At 70.6% G+C, this 21444-nt stretch carries 17 protein-coding genes; 9 read left to right on the forward strand and 8 right to left on the reverse strand.

The window, feature by feature from the left end:
• Positions 1-94: 94 nt before the first annotated feature.
• From ABT130_RS10705 to ABT130_RS10730, 6 genes are all read right to left on the reverse strand, one after another.
• Positions 95-457 carry a hypothetical protein gene (locus ABT130_RS10705; protein ID WP_350924586.1) on the reverse strand — a complete coding sequence of 121 codons (363 nt, stop codon included), beginning with the start codon at positions 455-457 and terminating at the stop codon, positions 95-97.
• A 100-nt stretch (positions 458-557) separates the two neighbouring features.
• Positions 558-1235, reverse strand: coding sequence for a uracil-DNA glycosylase (locus ABT130_RS10710; RefSeq protein ID WP_350924588.1), 678 nt, complete (start codon positions 1233-1235; stop codon positions 558-560).
• An 82-nt stretch (positions 1236-1317) separates the two neighbouring features.
• Positions 1318-2193: a carbohydrate ABC transporter permease gene (locus tag ABT130_RS10715; RefSeq protein WP_350924590.1), complete on the reverse strand. Its 876-nt coding sequence runs from the start codon at positions 2191-2193 to the stop codon at positions 1318-1320.
• Complete coding sequence (locus ABT130_RS10720; RefSeq protein ID WP_350954625.1) at positions 2190-3641, reverse strand: ABC transporter permease subunit; 1452 nt, start codon at positions 3639-3641, stop codon at positions 2190-2192. Before ABT130_RS10720 ends, ABT130_RS10715 begins: the two co-directional genes overlap by 4 nt.
• 12 nt (positions 3642-3653) lie before the next feature.
• Positions 3654-4973: an ABC transporter substrate-binding protein gene (locus ABT130_RS10725; protein ID WP_350954628.1), complete on the reverse strand. Its 1320-nt coding sequence runs from the start codon at positions 4971-4973 to the stop codon at positions 3654-3656.
• Between the two features lie 108 nt (positions 4974-5081).
• Positions 5082-6338 carry an ABC transporter substrate-binding protein gene (locus ABT130_RS10730; RefSeq protein WP_350954631.1) on the reverse strand — a complete coding sequence of 419 codons (1257 nt, stop codon included), beginning with the start codon at positions 6336-6338 and terminating at the stop codon, positions 5082-5084.
• A gap of 136 nt (positions 6339-6474) precedes the next feature.
• Here ABT130_RS10730 and ABT130_RS10735 point away from each other — a divergent pair, with 136 nt between their 5' ends.
• The 3 genes from ABT130_RS10735 to ABT130_RS10745 all read left to right on the forward strand — a co-directional run bounded on the left by ABT130_RS10735 (position 6475) and on the right by ABT130_RS10745 (position 10081).
• On the forward strand, positions 6475-6972 hold the full coding sequence (locus tag ABT130_RS10735; protein WP_350924894.1) for a PadR family transcriptional regulator: 498 nt from the start codon (positions 6475-6477) through the stop codon (positions 6970-6972).
• On the forward strand, positions 6969-7712 hold the full coding sequence (locus ABT130_RS10740; protein ID WP_350954634.1) for an ABC transporter ATP-binding protein: 744 nt from the start codon (positions 6969-6971) through the stop codon (positions 7710-7712). Before ABT130_RS10735 ends, ABT130_RS10740 begins: the two co-directional genes overlap by 4 nt.
• An 89-nt stretch (positions 7713-7801) precedes the next feature.
• Complete coding sequence (locus tag ABT130_RS10745; RefSeq protein WP_350954637.1) at positions 7802-10081, forward strand: ABC transporter permease; 2280 nt, start codon at positions 7802-7804, stop codon at positions 10079-10081.
• A gap of 41 nt (positions 10082-10122) precedes the next feature.
• Here the strand turns inward: ABT130_RS10745 and treS are convergent, their stop codons facing one another.
• Both treS and ABT130_RS10755 read right to left on the reverse strand, forming a co-directional pair.
• Positions 10123-11820 (reverse strand): maltose alpha-D-glucosyltransferase, encoded by a 1698-nt coding sequence (treS, locus tag ABT130_RS10750; RefSeq protein ID WP_350924602.1) that lies wholly within the window; start codon positions 11818-11820, stop codon positions 10123-10125.
• Between the two features lie 476 nt (positions 11821-12296).
• Positions 12297-13967, reverse strand: coding sequence for an asparagine synthetase B family protein (locus ABT130_RS10755; RefSeq protein WP_350954640.1), 1671 nt, complete (start codon positions 13965-13967; stop codon positions 12297-12299).
• A gap of 71 nt (positions 13968-14038) precedes the next feature.
• Here ABT130_RS10755 and ABT130_RS10760 point away from each other — a divergent pair, with 71 nt between their 5' ends.
• The 6 genes from ABT130_RS10760 to ABT130_RS10785 all read left to right on the forward strand — a co-directional run bounded on the left by ABT130_RS10760 (position 14039) and on the right by ABT130_RS10785 (position 21378).
• Positions 14039-15946, forward strand: a complete 1908-nt coding sequence (locus ABT130_RS10760) for a glycosyltransferase (RefSeq protein ID WP_350924606.1) — start codon at positions 14039-14041, stop codon at positions 15944-15946.
• Between the two features lie 30 nt (positions 15947-15976).
• Positions 15977-16633, forward strand: coding sequence for a DALR anticodon-binding domain-containing protein (locus ABT130_RS10765; RefSeq protein WP_350924608.1), 657 nt, complete (start codon positions 15977-15979; stop codon positions 16631-16633).
• 43 nt (positions 16634-16676) lie between these two features.
• The gene (locus ABT130_RS10770; RefSeq protein ID WP_350954643.1) at positions 16677-17489 is read left to right on the forward strand and encodes a neutral zinc metallopeptidase; all 813 of its coding nucleotides are present in this window, start codon (positions 16677-16679) and stop codon (positions 17487-17489) included.
• A gap of 140 nt (positions 17490-17629) precedes the next feature.
• Positions 17630-19012, forward strand: a complete 1383-nt coding sequence (gene lysA / locus ABT130_RS10775; protein ID WP_350954646.1) for a diaminopimelate decarboxylase — start codon at positions 17630-17632, stop codon at positions 19010-19012.
• A gap of 60 nt (positions 19013-19072) precedes the next feature.
• Positions 19073-20365: a homoserine dehydrogenase gene (locus tag ABT130_RS10780; protein WP_350954649.1), complete on the forward strand. Its 1293-nt coding sequence runs from the start codon at positions 19073-19075 to the stop codon at positions 20363-20365.
• Positions 20366-20571: 206 nt separating this feature from the next.
• Entirely contained in the window at positions 20572-21378 is an 807-nt protein-coding gene (locus tag ABT130_RS10785; protein ID WP_350924615.1) for a polysaccharide deacetylase family protein, read from the forward strand.
• Positions 21379-21444: the final 66 nt, after the last annotated feature.

Genomic DNA, 21444 nt, shown 5'->3' on the forward strand with positions numbered 1-21444 from the left:
GGCGTCTGCATACTGGCTGAGCGACGTCGTGGTGAAGTGCCTCCGACGGGGCCGGCCGGAAAGACCGCCCACCGGCGGGGTCACGGGGATGCTCTCAGTGCCGGTGGTTGTGACCGGCGTGGTCGTGGCCCGCGTGGTCGTCCTCGTCCTCGTCCTCATCCGAGGGGCCGTCGGAGGGCTCGACGCCCAGCACGGCCTCGCGGGGCTCGATCTGCTCGACGTGCTCGATCAATCCCAGGACGTGGTCCGGCTCGATCAGCCACTGCAGCGCCGTGGCGCCGGTCTCGTCGGCCGAGACCAGTTCGGCCTGCTCCTTGCGCTCGTCGTCGTCCAGGTCGGCGTCAGGGTGGTTGATCTCCTTCAACGCGGCGGCCTGCAGGGAGGCGATGTCCTGCACCTCCACGGTCAGCTCAACAGTCAGACGCAGATAGCGTTCAGTGCCCGATTCATCACTCATGGTGGAAATCCTAGTGCCTGGTGAGGGTCGGACAGGGCCTGGGACCTGCCCGTTGGATCTTTTGCCCGCTGCTCCGCGCCGTAAGATCCGCGGGACGGGGCTAGGGGAGCTTCCACTCCACGGGGGTCGCGCCCTGCTGCTGGAGAAGCTCGTTCGTCTTGCTGAACGGGCGGGAGCCGAAGAAGCCGCTGCGGGCCGACAGGGGGCTGGGGTGGGCCGACTCGATGGCCGGGATCTTGCCGAGCATCGGGCGCAGGTTGCGGGCGTCGCGCCCCCACAGGATCGCCACCATCGGCTGCTCGCGTGCGACGAGGGCCTTGATGGCCTGCTCGGTGACCTCCTCCCAGCCCTTGCCCCGGTGCGAGGCGGGCTTGCCCGGCATGACGGTGAGCACCCGGTTGAGCAGCAGCACGCCCTGCTCGGTCCAGGGGGTCAGGTCGCCGTTGCTCGGCATCGGCAGCCCGAGATCCTCGGTGAGCTCCTTGTAGATGTTGCGCAGGCTGGCCGGGATCGGGCGTACGTCCGCGGCGACGGAGAAGCTCAGGCCGATGGGATGACCCGGCGTGGGATACGGATCCTGCCCCACGATCAGCACCTTGACCTGGTCAAAGGGCTGCTGGAAGGCGCGGAGCACGTTGGCCCCGGACGGAAGGTACTGCCTGCCCTCCGCCACTTCCCTCCGGAGGAACTCGCCCATCTCGGCGATCTTCTCGGCAGCCGGTTCCAGGGCCTTGGCCCACCCGGCTTCCACGACTTCATTCAAGGGACGTGCGGCCATGTGCAGGACCCTATCGATGTTTTAGGCCCGGTACGGCGTGTGCCGGAAATCAGCGCGCGCCGCACCGGGCCTGCCCCTGTCTTTACTTCACCGAGCCGGCCATCATCCCCTGGACGAAATACCTCTGGAAGGCGAAAAAGAGGATCAATGGGATGATCAGCGACAGGAAGGCGCCTGGCGCAAGAATGTCTACATTGGTCCCGAATTGCCGCATCTGGGATTGCAGAGCCTTGGTCATCGGCTGGTTCTCGGTGTTGGCGAAGACCAGGGCGACGAGCAGGTCGTTCCAGACCCAGAGGAACTGGAAGATGCCGAGCGAGGCGACCGCGGGCTTGGCCAGCGGGAACACCACGGTCGAGAAGATCTTCCACTCGCCGGCGCCGTCCATCCGCGCTGCCTCGAGCAGCGAGCGGGGGATGCCCGCGAAGAAGTTGCGGAGCAGGAAGATGGCGAACGGAAGCCCGAAGGCGACGTGGAAGAGGACCACGCCCGCGATGGAGCCGAAGATGCCGACCGTGCCGTAGAGCTTCGCGATCGGGATCAGCGCGATCTGGATCGGCACCACCAGCAGGCCGACCACCACGAGGAAGAGCGCGTCCCTGCCGGGGAACTCCATCCAGGCGAACGCGTACGCCGCCATGGCCGCGATGCCGATCACCAGGAGCGTCGCGGGCACCGTGATGAACACGGTGTTCCAGAACGACGCGGTGAACCCGCTCGCCAGCAGGTCGGAGTAGCTCTTGAGGGTGAACTCGGCGGGTTTGACAAGGGCGGTCCACCAGCCGGTGGAGTTGTTGGCCGTCTCCTCGCGGAGCGAGACCACGAACAGCCCGAGGGTCGGGACCAGCCAGAAGATGCCGATCAGCACCAGCGCCGCCTGGACCAGGCCGCCGCCGATCCGGTCGACGACGCGGCCCGCCGCGCTGCGCGGTGGAGCGCCGAGGGTGGAGGTGGTCACTGGTTGTCCCTCCTGAACCGGCGGATGTTGAGAATCATGAAGGGCAGCACGAGGATCAGCAGGAAGATGGAGAGCGCGCTGCCCAGCCCCTGGTGGCCTCCGCCGCCGAAGGAGACGCGCCACATCTCCAGTGCGATCACGTTGGCCTGCGGCTGCACCGATCCCGGCGCGATGACGAAGACCAGGTCGAAGACCTTCAAGGTGTTGATGATCATCGTGACGAACACGACGAGCAGCACCGGGGCGAGCAGCGGGACGGTGATCTTACGGAACACCTGCCACTCGGTGGCGCCGTCGATGCGGGCCGCCTCGAGCGCGTCGCGCGGGATGGCCGACAGGCCCGCCGCGATCAGCACCATGGAGAACCCGGCCCACACCCAGACGAACGCCCCGATGATCGCCGGGGTGATCAGGGTCGGTCCCAGCCAGGAGATCCCGTTGAAGGCCGCCTGGAAGTTCGACTGCGGCAGCCGCACCTGGTAGTCGCCGGGAGCGAGGCCGGTGAAGCGGAAGGTGCCGTCGGCCTCGGTGCGGGCGGTGGCCTTGACGGCGCCGTCCCGCACCGCCTCCACGGTCACCCCGACCAGCCCCTTCTCCGTCGGATCCACCTGGTTGACCGCTCCGCCGCCGCCCTGGGTGAAGTCCACCCACACCGTCCCGGCCAGCTCGCCGGGACCGGGCCGGGCCGCCTTCGCCGGTGCGGCCGAGGCGAGGGCGTCCGGCTTCACGCCGACCAGCGGGACGAGCACCGCCTGCCCGGGGGCGGCGGGCCCCCTGCTCACCACCGCGCCCTGCTGGGCGATGACCGGTGCCTGGTCGTTCTCCCTGGGACGGGCGTCGGGATAGCCCTGGTCGGAGCCGAAGAGGCCGGTCACCGAGGTGATCACGGCGTTGGCCACGCCCCGGTCGGGGTCCTGCTCGTACACCAGGCGGAAGATGACGCCGGAGGCCATCAGGGAGACGGCCATCGGCATGAACACGATCAGTTTGAAAGCCGTGGCCCAGCGGATCCGCTCGGTGAGCACCGCGAAGATCAAGCCCATCACGGTGACCAGGAGCGGGGCCACCACCACCCAGATCAGGTTGTTCCTGATCGTGACCAGGGTGGCGGAGTCGCTGAAGATCGTGGCGTAGTTCCCCGCGCCGACGAAACCGTCGCCGTTGGCGTCGTAGAGGCTGCGGAAGATCGAGTAGATGATCGGGTAGATCACCATCACGCCGAGCAGGAGCGCCCCCGGCAGCAGGAACCAGATCGCCATGCTCGGCGGCGGTCCCAGCCGGGTGGCCCTCTTCGCCTTCACCGGCGCGGTGCCCCTGGCGGTGGCCGGGGAGGTGCGGACCTCGGTGCCGGCGTCGGGCGCCGGTCGCCGGGTGTCGTCAGGTCCGGGGGAGGACCCGCCGGCGGTGCCGCCGTGCGGGCCCTGCGGGCCGTCTAACCGGTCGGTCACGGCCTGTCTCCCTTACTTCCAGGCTTTCTTGGCCTCGGCCTCGAGCTTGGCCTGGATGCCCTTGACGTCCGAGGGGTCGCGGACGAAGTCCTGCAGGAGCTTCCACTGGCCCTTGCCGTCCGTGCCGCCGAAGGCGCTCGGCGCCAGGTCGGACATGTCGTAGCGGACCGCGTCGCCGGCGGAGATGATCGTCTGGGCGAGCTGCTTGGTCAGCTCGGCGGGGTAGTTGTCGGGCGAGACGTTGCGGTTGGGGGAGAGGTAGCCGGGGAGCTTCGCCCAGATCTCGCCGCCCTCGACGGAGGCGAGGAACTCCAGCAGGGCCATCGCGCCCTCGGAGTCCTTCATCACCACCGCGATGTCGCCGCCCAGCACGACCGGCTCGGTGTCACCGGCCTTCGGGAACGGGAAGTACTTGGCCTCCTCGCCCAGCTTGGCGCCCGACTCCTCGGCGGTGGTGCCCACGAAGTCGGCCTCGATGACCATGGCGGACTTGTCCTGGCCGTAGACCTGGGTCACGCAGGTCGGGAAGTCGGTCTGCAGGGCGCCGGAGGAGCCGCCGAGCAGGAACTCCTTCTTGCCGACGAGCTGCCCGATCTTCTCCAGCGCGCCGGTCACGCTGGGGTCGGTCCACGGGATCTCGTGGTTGGAGAGCTTGGTGTAGTTCTCCGGGCCCGCGCTGGACAGGTAGACGTTCTCGAACAGGTCGGTCAGCGTCCAGCCGGAGGCGCCGCAGAGGGAGAACGGCGGGGTGCCGGAGTCGGCGATCGTCTGGGCGGTCTTGATCAGGTCGTCCCAGGTGGCCGGAGGCTGCGCCCCCGCGTCCTGGAACGCCTGGTCGCGGTACCAGATGAGCGACTTGTGGGCCGCCTTCACCAGCACGCCGTAGGACTGGCCGTCCGCGGAGCCGAGCTCCTTCCAGTACGGGGTGTAGTTGTCGTCGATCTGCTTCAGGACCCCGGCGGTGAGCGGCTTGAGCGCCTTCTGGTCCGCGTACTGCTTGACCAGGCCCGGCTGGGGCAGGATCGCGACGTCCGGCGGGTTGCCGCCCTGGATGCGGGGACCGAGGTAGGCGCCGGTGTCCTCGCCGGTGGAGGCATAGATGACCTTGGCGCCGGTCTTCGCCTCGAACGCCTTGAGCACTTTCTCGAAGTTGGCCTGCTCGGGGCCGGTCCACTTGGCGGCGACCTCGATGGACACCCCGTCGAGGGCCTTGGCGGCGGGCGCGGACGAGCCACCGCTCCCGGCCGGTGCCGGAGTGGCCGACCCGCCGCTGCACGCGGCGAGTGCCAGGGCGAGTCCCGCCGTGGTCACCGCTGCAATGGTTCTGCGCATGCTGAACAGACCTCCTGAGATGTCAAGGTTTCGGAACAGGGGGGTGGGTGAGGACGTGCAAACGGCCGAGATGGGGATGACGGCTCCTGACAGGGGGGTACCCCGGTGTCAGCGAGCCCGAATGATCTCGTCGAGCTGGTCTCTCATGGAGGCGACAACGTCGTCGCCGGCCTCCTCGAAGGGTGGGGTGAGCGCATTGGAGACCGCGCTGGCGATCACCAGGCTCACCTGGTTGTAGTTGGCACCCGCAGGTCTGGGCCGGGCGGAGAGGATGCTCTGCTTGAGGACCGGCAGGTAGGGGAAACGCTTGATCAGGGCGGGGTCGTCGTACAGTTCGGCCCACACGGGCGGGAACGAGCCGTCGGTGAGCACCCTTCGCTGGTTCTCCAGGCCGGTGAAGTAGCGGATGAAGTCGGTGGCCGACTTCTGCCGCTTGGAGAAGGCGCTCACCGCGAGGTTGTAGCCGCCGAGCGAGCCGGTGCCGGGGCCGTCGAGGCCGGGCAGCCGGGTCACCCCGAACTTGCCGGCGACCGCCGAGGTGGTGGCCGGTCCGTAGGCGTGCGGCCAGTTGCGGGCGAAGGCCAGCCGTCCCTCCTCGAAGGCGAGCTGTGCCTCGTCCTCCTTGAAGGAGAGCGACTCCTGCGGGATCCAGCCCTCCCGGAACCCGTCCACCAGGAAGTTCAGGCCGGCCTTCGCCCTGGCCACGTCCATGGTTACCTTGGTGCCGTCCTGGCTGAGGATCTGCCCGCCCGCCGACTGCACGGCCTCGGTGAAGTTGACGGTCAGGCCCTCGTAGGCCAGGAACTGGCCGGCGTAGCCGCCGATGCCGTACCTCTCGTGCAGGGTGCGTGCCTGCGTGCGGAGTTCCTCCCAGGTCTTTGGCGGTTTGAAACCCTGCTTGGCCAGCAGGTCCTTGCGGTAGTAGAGCAGCCCGGCGTTGCTGGTGTACGGCACGGCCCAGAGCTTGTCCCGGTAGACCGCCGTGTCGACGACCGGCGGCAGGAACCGGTCGAGCGGGAACATCGAGCGCTCCAGCGGCAGGATCCAGCCGGCGTCGGCGAACTCCGCGGTCCAGATCACGTCCAGCCCGATCACGTCGTATCGGTCGCTTTTGGCCTGGAGGTTGGCGACCATCTGCGCCCGCTGCTCGTCGGCCGCCTCGGGGAGTTCGAGCAGGGTCGCCCGCTCCTCGGGGTGGGCCTGGTTCCAGCGGTCGAGCAGCGGCTGCAGGTAGGCGGTCGCGGGGCGCCCGATCACCAGGGTGAACGGGCCGGTCCCGCCGAACCGTTCGCCCTCCCGCTCTCCGGCCGCCGCGCAGCCGGCGACGAGAAGCACGGTGAGCACGACGGGGATGAGTCGACGCACCGTGGCCTCCCGGTTTCCGACTGATTACATACATGTTAGGTAGATGCATGTTATGCATGGCGATAACATCGTCGTCAACGGATAAACCCGTAACGCTCACGTAACGAGCTCTCCGAGGAGGTGGGGCGTGCGGCTGATGCTGCTGGCGCTCCTCGCGAAGGAACCTGCCCACGGCTACGAGCTCAAACAGGCGCTTGAGCAGATCTTCGGGAGCGCCTACCCCTCACCGAACATCGGGCAGATCTACGTCACGCTCGGCCGCCTGGAGAAGGACGGTCTGGTGCGCGCGGTGGACGTCGCGCAGTCCAACCGGCCGAACAAGAAGGTCTACCACCTGACGGCCGCGGGCCGCGACATCCTCGACACCTGGGTGGACGAGCCCACCGAGGGCCCCAGGGTCAGGGACGAGTTCTTCATGAAGCTCGTGCTGGCCCCGATGACCGGCATCGCCGACAGGATGGCGATGATCAACCGCCAGCGCCGGCACTACCTCGGGCTCATGCGCGACCTCAACGAACTCGCGGAGCGGACCGATCCGGGCAATCGTGTCGCGCTCCTGCTGGTCGAGGGGGCCATGCTGCACCTCCAGGCCGACCTTGAGTGGCTCGAACGCTGCCAGGAGGAGTTGAGTTGACGCCCCCCGTGGTCGACACAGTCAATCTTGTCAAGATCTACCAGGACGGCGGGGTGCCGGTGCCCGCCGTGCGGGGGGTCGACCTGCGAGTGAACGCGGGGGAGTTCGTGGCGGTCATGGGGCCGTCGGGGTCGGGCAAGTCCACGCTGGTCCACATGATCGGCGGTCTGGAGGTCAGGACCAGCGGCGAGATCTGGCTCGACGGGCAGCGGGCCGACACGCTGAACGAGAGCGCCTGGGCGCTGCTCCGCCGCCGGAAGATCGGCTTCGTCTTCCAGTTCTTCAACCTCGTCGCCAACATGACCGTGGCCGACAACGTCGAGCTGCCCGCGCTGCTGGCCGGGGTCGGCGCGCGCGAGGCCCGCCGGCGCCGCGAGTACCTGCTCGGCGAGCTCGGCCTGACCGCGCGCGCCGACGCCGCGCCCGCCCAGCTGGCCGGGGGCGAGCAGCAGCGGGTCGCGCTGGCCCGCGCGCTGGCCAACAAGCCGAGCCTGCTGCTCGCGGACGAGCCCACCGGCAATCTCGACAGCCGCAACACCCGCGACGTCCTGCGCCTGCTCGGCGAGGTCCACCGCGAGGGCCAGACCGTCATCATGGTCACCCACGACGCCCGGGTGGCGAGCCTGGCCGACCGGGTGGTCTCCCTGCTGGACGGTCAGATCGTCGACGACGGCGGCGCCGGCCTGGTCCGCCGCCGTCCCAGGGGCAGCGCGGGCGACGTCGTCGAGCTGAGAGGCTGACCGATGCCCCTGCCGCCGGGGACCTTTCGCCCCGTGCTCCCGAACGCCGCCGGGTGGGCCGTGCGGACCCGGATCCGGAGGGCGTCGCGGTGAGCACCGTCCGAGCCTCCTTCAGATGGATCCGGGCCGACCTCAGGGCACGCAGGGCGCAGGCGCTGCTGACGGTGCTGGCCGTGGCGGGGATCGTCACGGCGCTGATCACCTCCGCGACCCTGCTGGAGGACGGCACCAACCCGTGGCGCGGCCTGTTCGCCGAGTCCAGGGGCGCGCACGTGTGGATACACACCAGGGACGCCCCCGAGGTGACCGCGCTGTCGAGGCTCCCCGGCGTGGTCCAGGTGGCCGGTCCCTACCGGTCGGCCCCGGTCACGCTCACCCTGGGCGGGAAGAAGTCGCCGGTGGCGCTGCGCGAGATGTCCGCGACGCCGCCGAAGGTCGCCGTCCCGCTGATCCGCGAGGGGCGCCCGCTCCGCCCCGGCGACACCGACGGCGTGGTCGTCGAGCGCTCCTTCGCCAGGGCGCTCGGCCTGCGGGTGGGCGGCCCCTTCCCGGTGACCGGGCTCAACGGCGCCACCCACCCGCTCATCGTGGTCGGCCTGGCGGACAGTGCCGACCAGGGCTTCTATCCCGAGTGGACGCCCGGCCTGGCCTGGACGCTCGCGCCGGTCCTGGCCAGGGTCGAGCCCGCGCTGGGCCGCAGCGAGTCGGTCACCGGGCTGCGCCTGGCCGACGGCGAGGCCACGTTGCCCGCCGTCCACGGTGCCGTCACCCTCCTGGAGGGGCAGATCCAGCGGATGTCCACCTGGCGCGAGGTCCGCGCCTCGATGGAGCTGGACAACCGGCTGCTCGGCCTGCTGCTCGCGCTGTTCGGCATCACCGGGCTGGTCGCCGCCGCGCTCGCCATCGCCAACGCGGTGGGCGGCCGGGTGCTGACCCAGACCCGTGACATCGCCACCCTCAAGTCCCTCGGCTACACCCGGGGCCAGGTCTTCGGCGTGCTCATGGCCGAGCACGGCGCGCTCGGGTCGCTCGGCATCGTCATCGGGCTCCTCTGCGGTCAGGTCGCCGCCTCGTTCGTCCTGGACGGGGCGCCGATCCTGCCGCTCTCGCCGGGCCCGCTGCTCGCCATCGCCGGCGGCACCGCCGCGGTGGTCTGCGTGGCGGTGGCCCTGCCGGCCTGGCGTGGCGGGCGCACCCCTCCCGTCCCCGCGGCCCCCGCGGCGCCGCTCCGGGGGCACCTGTCGCACCTGGCACGGCTGGCGCTGCTGCTGCGGCTGCCGCCCGCCCTGGTCCTGGGCACCCGTGACGCCTTCACCCGGCGGGTCCCGGCCTTCCTGAGCATCTTCGGTGTCGCGATCCCGATGATGATGATCACCATCGGGCTCGGCTGCTGGGCCACCCTGGACGACTTCCTCCGCCATCCCGAGCAGGTGGGCCAGGCGGCGGCGCTCACGGTGCGCCCGGACGAGCTCCCCGCGGACGAGGCCCTCAGGATCGCCAGGGCCGACCCCGGGGTGCTGGCCGCCTATCCCGGCGCCGAGGTGCTCGCCCTGGAGCCCGAGCAGACCAGGAGCGTGCTGACCCGGGCCGCGGGCACCTCGACCGAGCCGTACCCGTTCTCGGTGGTCGAGGGCCGGATGTACGCCGCCAGGGGAGAGGCGGTCGCCGGGCAGGGGCTGCTCGACCTGCTGGGGGTGCGGATCGGCGACCGGGTCCGGCTGACCGTGGGCGGCACCCCGCTGATCGTGCATCTGGTGGGCCGGGTGGTGGAGCCGGACCAGGACGGGGAGGTGCTCTCCTTCGGCATCGACAGCCTCGCGGCCAAGGACGCGGTGCCGCCGCAGTTCTACAGCCTGGTGCTCAAGCCGGGCGCGGACCCGGTCGAGGTCCGGGCGCGGCTGCTGGCCGCCTCGGGAGAGGCCCTTGAGGTGCACCGGGTGGTCAACCCGGCGGAGCGGCTCGCGATCATCCGGGTGGTGATCGTGGCGCTGATCGGCGTGCTCGCCCTGCTGGGCCTGGCCAACCTCCTGACGGCCGGTGCCCTGGGCCTGCGCGACCACGCCTTCGACCTCGCGGTGCTCAAGGCCATGGGCCTCACGCCCAGACAGGTGGCCGCCACCCTGGTCACCGGGACCGGCCTGCTGATCGTGCTGGGCGTGGTCGCGGGCACCGCGGCCGGGGCCTCGCTGGTCAGCGGGCTGATCGACCTGCAGGGCCACACCAGCGGCGTCGGCGCCGGCATCGGCCGTACGCCCTCGGCCCTGACGCTCGCCGTCGCGGTGCTCGTCGCGGTCGGCTCCGCCCTGCTGGTGACGCTGATCCCGGCGGCCCGCGCGGCCCGCGCCCAGGTCCCGGTAACGGCCAGATAGCCCCGGGACACGCGTCCCGGGGCTACCCTCGAAAGCCGTCCTCAGGGCTTGAGCGAGAACCAGTAGAAACCGTGACCCGGCAGGGTCAGCAGGTACGGCAGGGCGCCCACCGCGGGGAAGCGCACCCCGCCCCTGGCCTCGACGGGGGTCATCCCCGCGAAGCGGCGCAGGTCGAGCTCGACCGGCTGCGGATACTTCGACAGGTTGTTGACGCAGAGCATCAGGTCGTCCCCGTCCTCACGGACGAAGCTGAGCACCGCCGGGTTGCTGGACCACAGCTCGTTGTAGACGCCGGTGCCGAAGACCGGGTGTTCACGGCGGATCGCCAGCATGTTCCTGGTGAAGTGGAGCAGCGAGGCGGGGTTCCGCTGCTGCGCCTCCACGTTGACCGCCTGGTAGCCGTAGATCGGGTCCATCACGGCGGGCAGGTAGAGGCGTCCGGGATCGGCCGTGGAGAAGCCCGCGTTGCGGTCCGGGCTCCACTGCATCGGGGTGCGGACCGCGTCGCGGTCCTCCAGCCAGATGTTGTCACCCATGCCGATCTCGTCGCCGTAGTACATGACCGGGGAGCCGGGCAGCGAGAGCAGCAGCGCGGTGAACAGCTCGATCTGGTCGCGGTCGTTCTCCAGCAGCGGGGCGAGGCGGCGCCGGATACCGAGGTAGGCCCGCATGCGCGGGTCCTTGGCGTACTCGGAGTGCATGTAGTCGCGCTCCTCCTCGGTGACCGTCTCAAGCGTCAGCTCGTCGTGGTTACGGAGGAAGATGCCCCACTGGGCGCTCTCGGGGAGCTTCGGGGTCCGCGACATGATCTCGGAGATCGGCTCGCGGCTGCCCCGCCGCACGCCCATGAAGATGCGCGGCATGAGCGGGAAGTGGAAGGCCATGTGGCACTCGTCGCCGCCGACCGCGGGGTCACCGAAGTACTCGACCACGTCCTCGGGCCAGCCGTTGGCCTCGGCCAGCAGCACCCGGTCGGGGTAGAGGCGGTCGACCTCGGCGCGGACCTTCTTCAGGTAGGCGTGGGTCTCCGGCAGGCCGGAGCAGTCGGTGCCCTCGCGCTCGAAGAGGTAGGGCACCGCGTCGAGGCGGAAGCCGTCGATGCCCAGGTCCAGCCAGAAGCGCAGGACCTCCAGCATGGCCTCCTGGACCGCCGGGTTCTCGTAGTTCAGGTCCGGCTGGTGGTGGAAGAAGCGGTGCCAGTAGTACTGCTTGCGGACCGGGTCGTAGGTCCAGTTGGACTCCTCGGCGCCGATGAAGATGATCGGCGCGTCGGGGTAGCCGGTCGGGCTGTCCGACCAGACGTAGAAGTCGCCGTACGGGCCCTCGGGGTCGTGCCGGGACGCCTGGAACCAGGGGTGCTTGTCGCTGGTGTGGTTCATCACCAGGTCGGTGATGATGCGCAGGCCCCGCCGGTGCGCCGACTCGATCAGCTCCACGAAGTCTCCGAGATCGCCGAAGTCCGGAAGGATCTTCATGTAGTCGGAGATGTCGTAACCGCCGTCACGCAGGGGGGACTCGTACAGCGGGAGCAGCCACAGGCAGTCGACGCCGAGCCACTGGACGTAGTCCAGCTTCTCGATGAGGCCGCGCAGATCACCCGTGCCGTCGCTGTTGGAGTCCTTGAACCCGCGGACCAGCACCTCGTAGAAGACCGCGCGCTTGTACCACTGGGGGTCGGCCGAGACGAAGTCCTCGGCGACGGACTCCGCGGAGGGGGAGGGGAGGGGGGATGGATTCATCGTGTTCTCGCTCACGGTGATAAAGGGCAGGACGAAGTCACCGGATGCTCCGGCTGATGATGTTTGGTGACCGCGCCGGCGGGAGCCGTCATCCCCACGAGCTCCATGGCCGCGGACGGGCCGAATTTGTGATTCGGGGCCATCCGTTGTGGCGCTTTCTGGGCCGAACACTACCAGCCGAGTGAACCCCTCGAAGCCCCCTTGGCGTGGTACGTCGCCCCCGCCCCACGGAATCGCGGCGCGCATCGCGCCATGCCCGCGTAATCGCCGCGTCGCTTACCGTTTTCCTGCCCGAAACACGACACGCCCCAACGTGGTGACCTCGGCTTATGCCCGCGGACCCGGTCGGGGCGCGCGCGGTGCGGCGGGGACGCGCTCCGGCGTTCTCGAAGGGGTGGCCGGACCCGATTCCGGGGGCGCGCGAAAACTCCGCGGGGCCGTGTGGTAGGGCCCCGCGGGGGGAGGGCGTCAGGAGGTCAGTTCCAGGGCGGGCTGAGGTCGGGGAGGCGGTCCTGGTAGTCGCCGAGCCAGGCGCCGAACAGCACCAGGCCGCGCACCCAGAAACGGTCGTTCCAGCCGTTGAACCGGGTCAGGCCGTCGGGGCCCTCGGCGATCACGGTGTGCAGCTGCTCGGAGAGCAGCGAGGGCACGGCGTCGGCGACGAGGGTGAGCATCCGGTGGCCGTACTCCCTGGCGGGCGCGGCGGCCGAGCGGAGCGGGACCCGCGCCAGTGGCTGCTTGACCACGTTGGTGGAGGGCAGCGCGGCCACGCGCGGGTTGGCCGCGTACAGCAGCTCGCGGTAGAAGCGCCCCTGGGCCTTGCGGTTCACCCCGACGGAGAGCGCCGCGTCGAAGAAGGCGGGGTGCATGAACGGCGCCGTGAACGAGACCTCGGGGCCGACCAGGTTGACCGGGGAGCGGGCGATGCCCCGCGCCGTCCTGGTGTGCAGGACCGACAGCGGCAGCTCCGCCCGGTGGCCGTTGAGCATGGAGGTCGACTGGGTGAAGGCGTGCCCGACGCTGTCGGTGATCCACTCTTGCGCCCGCTCCGACAGGAAGGGCGTGGAGGGGGAGCCCAGCGCCAGCGAGCCGAGCAGCGCGGCCTTGCGCTCGGCCTGGCCGGCGGCCTCCAGCGCGGCCCCGCTGACCATGAAGTTCTTCAGCAGCGGCCCCCCGGCCAGCCCGTCGACCAGGGTCCGCCCGGCCCGGTGCACCTCGCGGGCGAAAGGGGTGTACCAGGCGTGGTGCGGGGTGAGGAACTCCAGCCGCCGCGCCGCGGCCAGCGCGTCGTCGGGATAGGCGGCGGCGTCCTGCGGGATCACCCGGTGGCGCACGCCCAGCTCGTGGGTTATCGCCTTGGCGAAGACGATGTCGGTGTCGGTGCCGTCGTCGGGGCTGGTCGTCCACGACTCCACGTCGGCGCCGCGGGCCACCGCCACCGAGCAGAGCAGCCGCGAGTCGTAGCCGCCGCTGACCGGTACGAGCAGCGGGCGCCCGTCGAGTTCCTTGTAGACCTCGTGCAGGATCTCCAGGATCTCCCCGGCGGTCCTTCCCGCCTCGTACGGCTCCTCGCGCAGCCACCGGGGCAGCATCCGCTCGACGGAGATCCGGCCCGACGCCCGGTCGAAGACCAGCGCGCTCGCCCCGGCCAGCCGCTTCACCTGCGTGTACGGGGTGTCGTCGCGCAACGGGAAGGTGAGCTGGATGATCGAGGCCCAGGCGTCCCAGTTGATCTCGTACGGGGTACGCGCCAGGGAGAGCAGCGGTTCGAGCAGCGAGGAGAAGTAGAGCGCCCCGCCGCGGAACAGGTAGTAGACGTCCACGAGGCCGAGGCCGCCGGCGTGCAGGGTGATCCGCTCGCCGTCGTCGATCAGGCCGGGCGTCTCGTAGGTCTCGGCCACGGTGATCCATTGTGCGTTCGACGGTGCCGCCCCGCCTGGCTTGCGCTCCCCCCAGGCGAAGGCCCAGCCGCGCTCGTCCCGCCGGTAGGGCGGCAGCGGGGAGGAGCTGAACAGGGCCGCGTTCTGGCTCTGGACGGCGGGTCTGACCCGCGGCCCCGCCCCGCGCAGCGTCTCCAGGACCGCCTCGTCGAGGTGCCCGATGCCGCCGCAGACGTACGGCCTCACATTGAACGTCGGCCACTGCACCGTGCTGACTCCTCTATGTCGCGATTGAGCAAAGGGTATCCTTTCGCCCGGCTGAGGAAACGGAGGACGGCGTGACGGGCGACCAACTCGAAAGCACACGGCAGGCGTTACGGGAGGCGGTGGCGCACGCGGAAAGGGCTTCCGAGCTGGCCCGTCTGCTTGACGCGGCACAGGCCAAGATCGCTGACGCGGAGCGGGTGGCCGAAGAACTGCGTGGGGTGCGAGAACTTCTCAGCGAGACCGAGGAGCGGCTGGAGGCGGCGAACGCGGCCGAGGAGAAGCTCCGCAAGGACCTGGCGGAGCAGCGTTACCAGGCCGAGGTGGCCAGGTGGAAGCTCTCCTCGGTGCAGGTGGCCCGCTGGTCCAGGCTCGGTGACGCGATCAAGACGGGCAAGAGCAACCCGGTGCGGCTGGCGCGTGGCCTGCGCGGGGCGGCCAAGCCCGCCAAACGCCCGACCGCTCCCAAACGCCAGCCGGTGCCGCGCAAGAGCGGCGACAAGACGGCGGTGCCCGGCGCGTCCTTCCAGGCCACCAGCTCCGTCAGAACCGTCGGCGGCAGGTCGGTCAAGCTCAAGCCGTTCCGCGTCCCGACCGGGCCGAACACCCGCCCGCACCTGACCGCCGCTGTGATCGCCTCACCGCACGGCGAGGCACTGCTGCGCTACGAGTGGCGCCAGAGCACCGGCTTCACGCCCAAGGACTTCGCCCGGGTGCTGGCGGCGGAGGTCCCGCACCTGCTGCTGGTCGAGTCGGTGACCGAGGGGCCGTGGGCACAGGAGCTGTCCCGGCCGGGCCAGGGGCTGCGCGCCCTGCTGTCCTGGTGCGCGGAGCGGGGCATCCGCACGGTCTTCTGGCACACCGGGGGCGAGGCCGCCGGATTCGTCGCCGCGGCCAGGCTGTTCGAGCACGTGGTGACCGCGCTGCCCAAGTCCGTGGGGGCCTGGGGCGCCGCGCTGGCGGCCCAGGAGCCCGAGCCGGGCCGCCGGGCGCCCTCGCTGGGAATCCTGCCCTTCGCCATCCAGCCGCGCGTGCACAACCCGCTGCCGCTGGCCGGGGACCGGTTCGAGCGGGTGCTCTCGCTGGAGGAGCTGCTCCCCGGGCACCTGTCGTATCCGGACGTGCTCACCTCCTACCGCTGGCCCGTCGCGGTCGACTGCCCGCCGGGCACCGAGCCCTGGCGGATGGCCGAGCTGGCCGCCTGTGGAACCTCCATCGGCACCGAGCCCGACCCGCGCCGGGCCCACCTGGCGCTCCGCCAGGCGTACGCCTCGGGCACGATGACCAACAAGGTCGACGATCTGCTGGACGCGATCGGCCTGCCCAGCGGCCGGGCCACCCTGAACATCTCGGTGATCATGATCGACCGGGGTGACCTGGACCACACGCTGGCCCAGGTCGCGCCACAGAAGGGCGTCGTCCAGCTGGTGCTGCTCTCGGACGTCCCGGACGCCGCCGCGCGGGCCCGCGCCGCGCTGCCCGACCAGGTGCACGTCACGGTACGCCGCCCCGACCCCGGCCTCACCACGGGCGGCATGCTCAACCGCGCCCTCGACCTGTGCCAGGGGGACCTGGTGGCGGTCATGGACGCCCGTGACCGGTACGGAGAGCACTACCTGACCGATCTCAGCCGGGCGTTCCTGTTCGCGAGCGCCGACATCGTCGGCAAGGCGGCCTACTACGCCCACCTGCGCGACGTCGCGGCGACGGTGCTGCGCCAGCCCTCGGCGGAGTACTCCTACCTCCCCGACGTCGCGGGGGCCACCCTGCTGGCCCGCCGTACGGTGCTGCGCGGCATCGGCTTCGCCGACGTCTCGGAGAACTGGGCCGACGTGCTGATGCGCCAGTGCCGCGCGGACGGGATCAAGGTCTTCTCCGCGGACCGCTTCGGCTACGTCTGCCTCCGTGACCGCGACCGCTGGCTGCTCGGCTCGGCCCAGCTCGTCGACTACGGCCCGGCCGACCCGCACGCGCTGATCTGAGCGCGTACGTCCGGAGTCTAGGCTGACCAGATGAGGCCAGGCGCGCTCGGTGAGGTCCTCGGCCTGCCGCCGATCCCCAAGGGGACGTGGGCCGAGGAGGCGATCTACGTCTCCCCGGCCGCGCTGCGCCGGGGAGAGGACCCGGAGCGGATGGCCGACCGGCTTCGCGCGCTGCCGGGCATCGCGGCCGTCCGGGTGCCGGCCGGCGGTTTCCTGGAGATCGTGGTGTCCGTGCCCGGCGAGCTCGTCACGGAGATCGGCGGGCCCGTTCCACCCGTCACGGGCACGTCCCCGTGGGACGACCTCCCCAGGACGTGGGCCAACCCCGGGTTCGTCGTCAGGTACGCGCACGTACGGGCGGTCGCCGTGCAGCGCTGGGCGGTGGAGCTGGGCGTCGGCGGGGCCTTCAGGCCCGAACTGCTCGACGACCGCAGGGACCGGGCGGTGCTCAGGTCGCTGGCCGAGGTGCACGGCAGGCGGGTGAGCCGGGATCCCGGGTGGGCCGCCTACGCCGAGCACCTGGCCCTGGCCTACCACGACGCCTTCGAGGGGGCCGCCCCGCTTCCCGCCGGTGACGAGGAGCCGTCGGAGCTGCACACCGCCCGCGTACGCCTGGCGCGGGCGGTACGGGACGTGCTGGCCGAGGCGCTGGCGGCGCTTGGCGAGACGGCCCCCGACAGGTTGTGATAGACCCTCTCAAAGAAGATCAAAAAGATCAGGAGAGCGGTGAATGGGCGGTCCCCGTGACTGGGAGGCGTACGAGCCACGCCGCCCCGGGATGATCCGACGGGTGCTGCCGATGCTGCTCGCCTTCGCGGTGATCCTCGGCGGGCTCGCCTATCTGGGAGGCGACCTGCGCGAACTCCTCGGAACCGCGCCGGGCTCGCCCCGCTCGGCCGCGGCGACGCACCGCCTGTACGAGGAGACGGGGCCGATCGACGCCCGCTGCGGCACGCTCCCGGGAAACCTCGACGCCGACGCCCGCACGTCGCTGAAGGTCCTCGCCGGATGCCTGGACCGGATGTGGGCGGACACCCTGGCGAGGGCGGGCATCGACTACGCGCCGCCGGAGGAGGTGCGGCTGATCGCCGTCCCCGAGGCGGCCGCGTGCGGGATCGACGACTACGACTGGGCCGGGATCTACTGTCCCGACTCCCGCGTCGTCAACGTGCTGGTCGAGGACGAACCGGCCTTCCCGATGATGTTCACGCTCGCCCACGAGTACGCCCATCACGTTCAGGAGGTCAGCGGGATCGCCGACCAGAGGGGTTCCGAGGCCTTCGACGAGGCGTGGTCGCGGCGGCTCGAACTCCAGGCGGACTGCCTGGCGGCGGCGACGTTGCGCATCGCCACGCCGCGCCGGCTGGAGAGCCTGCGCGGCTTCGCCGGGCACGATTCCGGCGCCGAGGACGGCGCGGAGGCGGGCTACCGGCAGTCGCACGGCTCGGGCGCCAGCAGCGCCGAGTGGATGCGGCGCGGCCAGGAGGGCGGCACGGTGGCGTCCTGCAACACCTGGGGCGCTCCCGCCGAACGGGTCTCCTGAGGATCCTGTCGCGACGCGACATTAAAATATGTCGTCAAAGTGGTCAATAACGTAAAAAGTTCGCGTGTTCGAGGGCGATCGCGTCTCGATAGGTGGGCAATCGTCTCAGGGGGATCACCGGGTCCGATAGCCTCGATCGGGTGAGTCGATTCGCCCATCCCGCCGGTGACCGGCATGCCGAAGTGCTGCCCGAGGAGCGCCCTCCGCACGCACCCGCCGACCTGAACATGCTTGACCCGACCATCTGGCCGCGAACGTCGGACCGAGCCGACGGCTCGATCACGATCGGCGGCGTGGACGTCAGGGACCTGGTCGCCGAGCACGGCACCCCGCTCTACGTGGTGGACGAGGAGGATTTCCGTTCCCGCTGCCGCGACTACGCCGGCGCGTTCTCCGGGGGCGAGGTCCACTACGCGGGCAAGGCGTTCCTGTGCCGCGAGGTCGCCCGCTGGATCATGCAGGAGGGCCTCGGCCTCGACGTGTGCAGCGCCGGTGAGCTCGCCGTCGCGCTCAGCGTCGGCTTCCCGCCCGAGCGGATCACCATGCACGGCAACAACAAGTCGTACGCCGAGCTGGAGAGGGCCGTCGAGGCCGGTGTCGGGCACATCGTGGCCGACTCCTTCGAGGAGATCGCCCGTCTGGGCTTCCTCGCCGACAAGCACGGCAGGCGCCCCCGGGTGATGATCCGGGTCACCGTGGGCGTCGAGGCCCACACCCACGAGTTCATCGCGACCGCCCACGACGACCAGAAGTTCGGCTTCTCGCTGAGCTCCGGCGCGGCGGCGGAGGCGGCCAGGCGGATCCTCGCCCTGCCCCAGCTGGAACTCGTCGGCCTGCACTCCCACATCGGTTCCCAGATCACCGACACCGCGGGGTTCGAGGTGGCCGCGGGCCGCCTGGCCAAGCTCCTGGTGCAGATCAAGGACGAGCACGACGTCGTGCTGCCCGAGCTCGACCTGGGCGGCGGCTACGGCATCCCCTACGTCGACGGTGACATCGCGCTCGACGTCAAGGAGATCGCCGACAGTCTGCGGGAGATCGTCAGCAAGGTGGCCAGGACCGCCGGGCTGCCGGTGCCCAAGCTCACCGTCGAACCCGGCAGGGGCATCGCCGGGCTCGCCGGGGTGACGCTCTACGAGGTCGGCACGATCAAGGACGTCGAGGGGCTGCGCACCTACGTCAGCGTCGACGGCGGCATGAGCGACAACCTCCGCACCGCCCTCTACGGGGCCGAGTACACCGCGCGCCTGGCCTCCCGGGAGAGCGCCGCGGAGCCGATGCTCTCCCGGATGGTCGGCAAGCACTGCGAGAGCGGCGACATCGTCGTGCGCGACCTGTGGCTCCCCGGAGACCTGGCCCCCGGCGATCTGATCGCCGTCGCGGGCACCGGCGCCTACTGCCGCTCGCTCGCCAACAACTACAACTACCTCCCCAAGCCCGCCGTGGTCGCGGTCAAGGACGGGGTGTCCCGCGTGATCGTCCGCAGGGAGACCGAGGACGACCTGCTGAGAGGACAGCTGTGAAACGACCGGGAGCGGACGAGAAACCCGCGCGTGGCGTGGGCGAGAGGGGGGCGTGATCGTATGGCGCTGAAAGTCGCACTTCTGGGATGCGGGGTCGTCGGCTCCCAGGTGGTCAGGCTCCTGCACGAGCAGGCCGACGACCTCACCGCACGCATCGGGGCACCGCTGGAGCTCGCCGGGGTCGCCGTGCGGCGCCTGGGCCGCAGACGGGACGCCGACGTGGACCCCGCCCTGCTCACCACCGACGCCGAGGCCCTGGTCACCCGGGACGACATCGACATCGTCATCGAGGTGATCGGCGGAATCGAGCCGGCCAGGGCACTCATCCTGGCCGCGCTGAACGGCGGCAAGTCCGTCGTCACGGCCAACAAGGCGCTGCTCGCCGAGGACGGCGCGACGGTCCACGCCGCGGCCAGGGCCGGCAACGCCGACCTCTACTTCGAGGCCGCCGTCGCGGGCGCGATCCCGCTGGTCCGCCCGTTGCGCGAGTCGCTCGCCGGGGATCACGTCCACCGCGTGCTCGGCATCGTCAACGGCACCACCAACTACATCCTCGACAAGATGGACTCCACCGGAGCCTCGTTCTCCGACGCGCTGGGGGAGGCCCAGGAACTGGGCTACGCCGAGGCGGACCCCACCGCCGACGTGGAGGGCTTCGACGCCGCGGCCAAGGCCGCGATCCTCGCCGGGATCGCCTTCCACAGCCGGGTGACGGCCGCCGACGTGCACCGCGAGGGCATCACCGAGATCACGGCGGCGGACGTGGCCAGCGCCAAGGCGATGGGCTACGTCATCAAGCTGCTGGCGATCTGTGCCCGCTCGGAGGACGGCAGGTCGTTCGGCGTACGGGTGCATCCGGCGATGATCCCCAGGACGCATCCGCTGGCGGGGGTCCGCGAGGCGTACAACGCCGTGTTCGTCGAGGCGCAGTCCGCCGGCCGGCTCATGTTCTACGGTGCGGGCGCCGGCGGCGCACCGACCGCGAGCGCGGTGCTGGGCGACATCGTGGCCGTGGCCCGCAACGTGCTGGCGAGCACCCGGGGCTCGGAGGAGTCCACCTACGCGGACCTGACCGTGCATCCGATGGGCGAGACCGTCACGCGCTACCACGTCTCGCTGGACGTCGCCGACAAGCCCGGCGTGCTCGCCAGGGTCGCCGACATGTTCGCCAAGCAGGACGTCTCCATCCAGACCGTCCGTCAGGAGGGCCACGGCGCGGACGCCCAGCTCGTGCTGGTCACCCACCGGGCCAGCGACGCCGCGCTCTCGGCCACCATCGAGGGCCTGCGCGAGCTGGACATCGTCCGCGACGTGGTGAGCGTCATGCGGGTGGAGGGCGAGGACACCCCGTAGCGCGGTGACCGCCGCTCCCGGGACACCGGTGATTCGCACCGCCCGGTGCGTCCTCCGCGAAGAGCTTCGCGGAGGACGCACCGGGCGGTGTCATGCCGGGCCGGTATCAGGTTCCTGGGTATTTGATAACGGCTAAATCGGCGGTCTCTATAGGCTTATATGGTGTTTTTTTACGCTTTATTTGCTGTTCCAGGGGAGGGACCACCATGAAGATCTTTCGTCGGGTGGCCGTGTTCTCCGCGGCGCTGGCCATCGCGATGGCGCCGGGACAGATCGGTCAGGCGAAGACCGCGAAACCCGCCAAGAAGGTGGAGACCGTCGTCTCGCTCACCTTCGACGACGGTGACTCCACGCACCTGGCCGTGGCCCGCATGCTGGAGAAACGCGGCATGCGTGGAACGTTCTACATCAACACCGACACCATCGGCGGCGAGCTCAAGCTGACCCGTCGCCACCTCGCCGCGATAGCCGGGAAGGGCCACGAGATCGGCGGTCACACGCTGACCCACGTCCGCCTCACCGAGCTCACCCAGAGCGAGCAGGAGGGGCAGATCTGCGACGACCGCAGGAGGCTGGTGGCGTGGGGGTACCGGCCGGCCACCCTCGCCTACCCGTTCGGCGCGGTCGACTCCGACGCCAAGGCGGTGGCGAGGCGGTGCGGCTACGACGCGGCCCGCTCGGTCGGCGGGCTCAGGGAGTGGAAGTGCCCCGGCTGCCCGGCGAGCGAGACCACACGCCCGAAAGACCGCTACGAGATCCGCACGCCAAGCTCCGTCCGCGAGGACACCCTGCTGCGACACATGAAACAGCAGGTGCTCAACGCGGAGAAGAGCGGTGGCGGCCTGGTTCCGCTGGTGTTCCACCGGGTCTGCGACCGCTGCGGACTCTACTCGGTGGCTCCCGAGCGGCTGAACCCCTTCCTTGACTGGCTGGCGGCGCGCAAGTCCCGCGGCACCGTCGTGAAGACGCTGCAGAGTGCCGTCGGTGCCCGCTACCGCCCCGTGCCCGGCTGAGGAACGGCCCCTTCGGGGCCTCTCCGCGATCCCGGCGGGTCCGTAGGGCCGGGGCACCGGAAGGCC

The organism is Streptosporangium sp. NPDC001681 (assembly GCF_040298085.1).
GTDB lineage: Bacteria > Actinomycetota > Actinomycetes > Streptosporangiales > Streptosporangiaceae > Streptosporangium.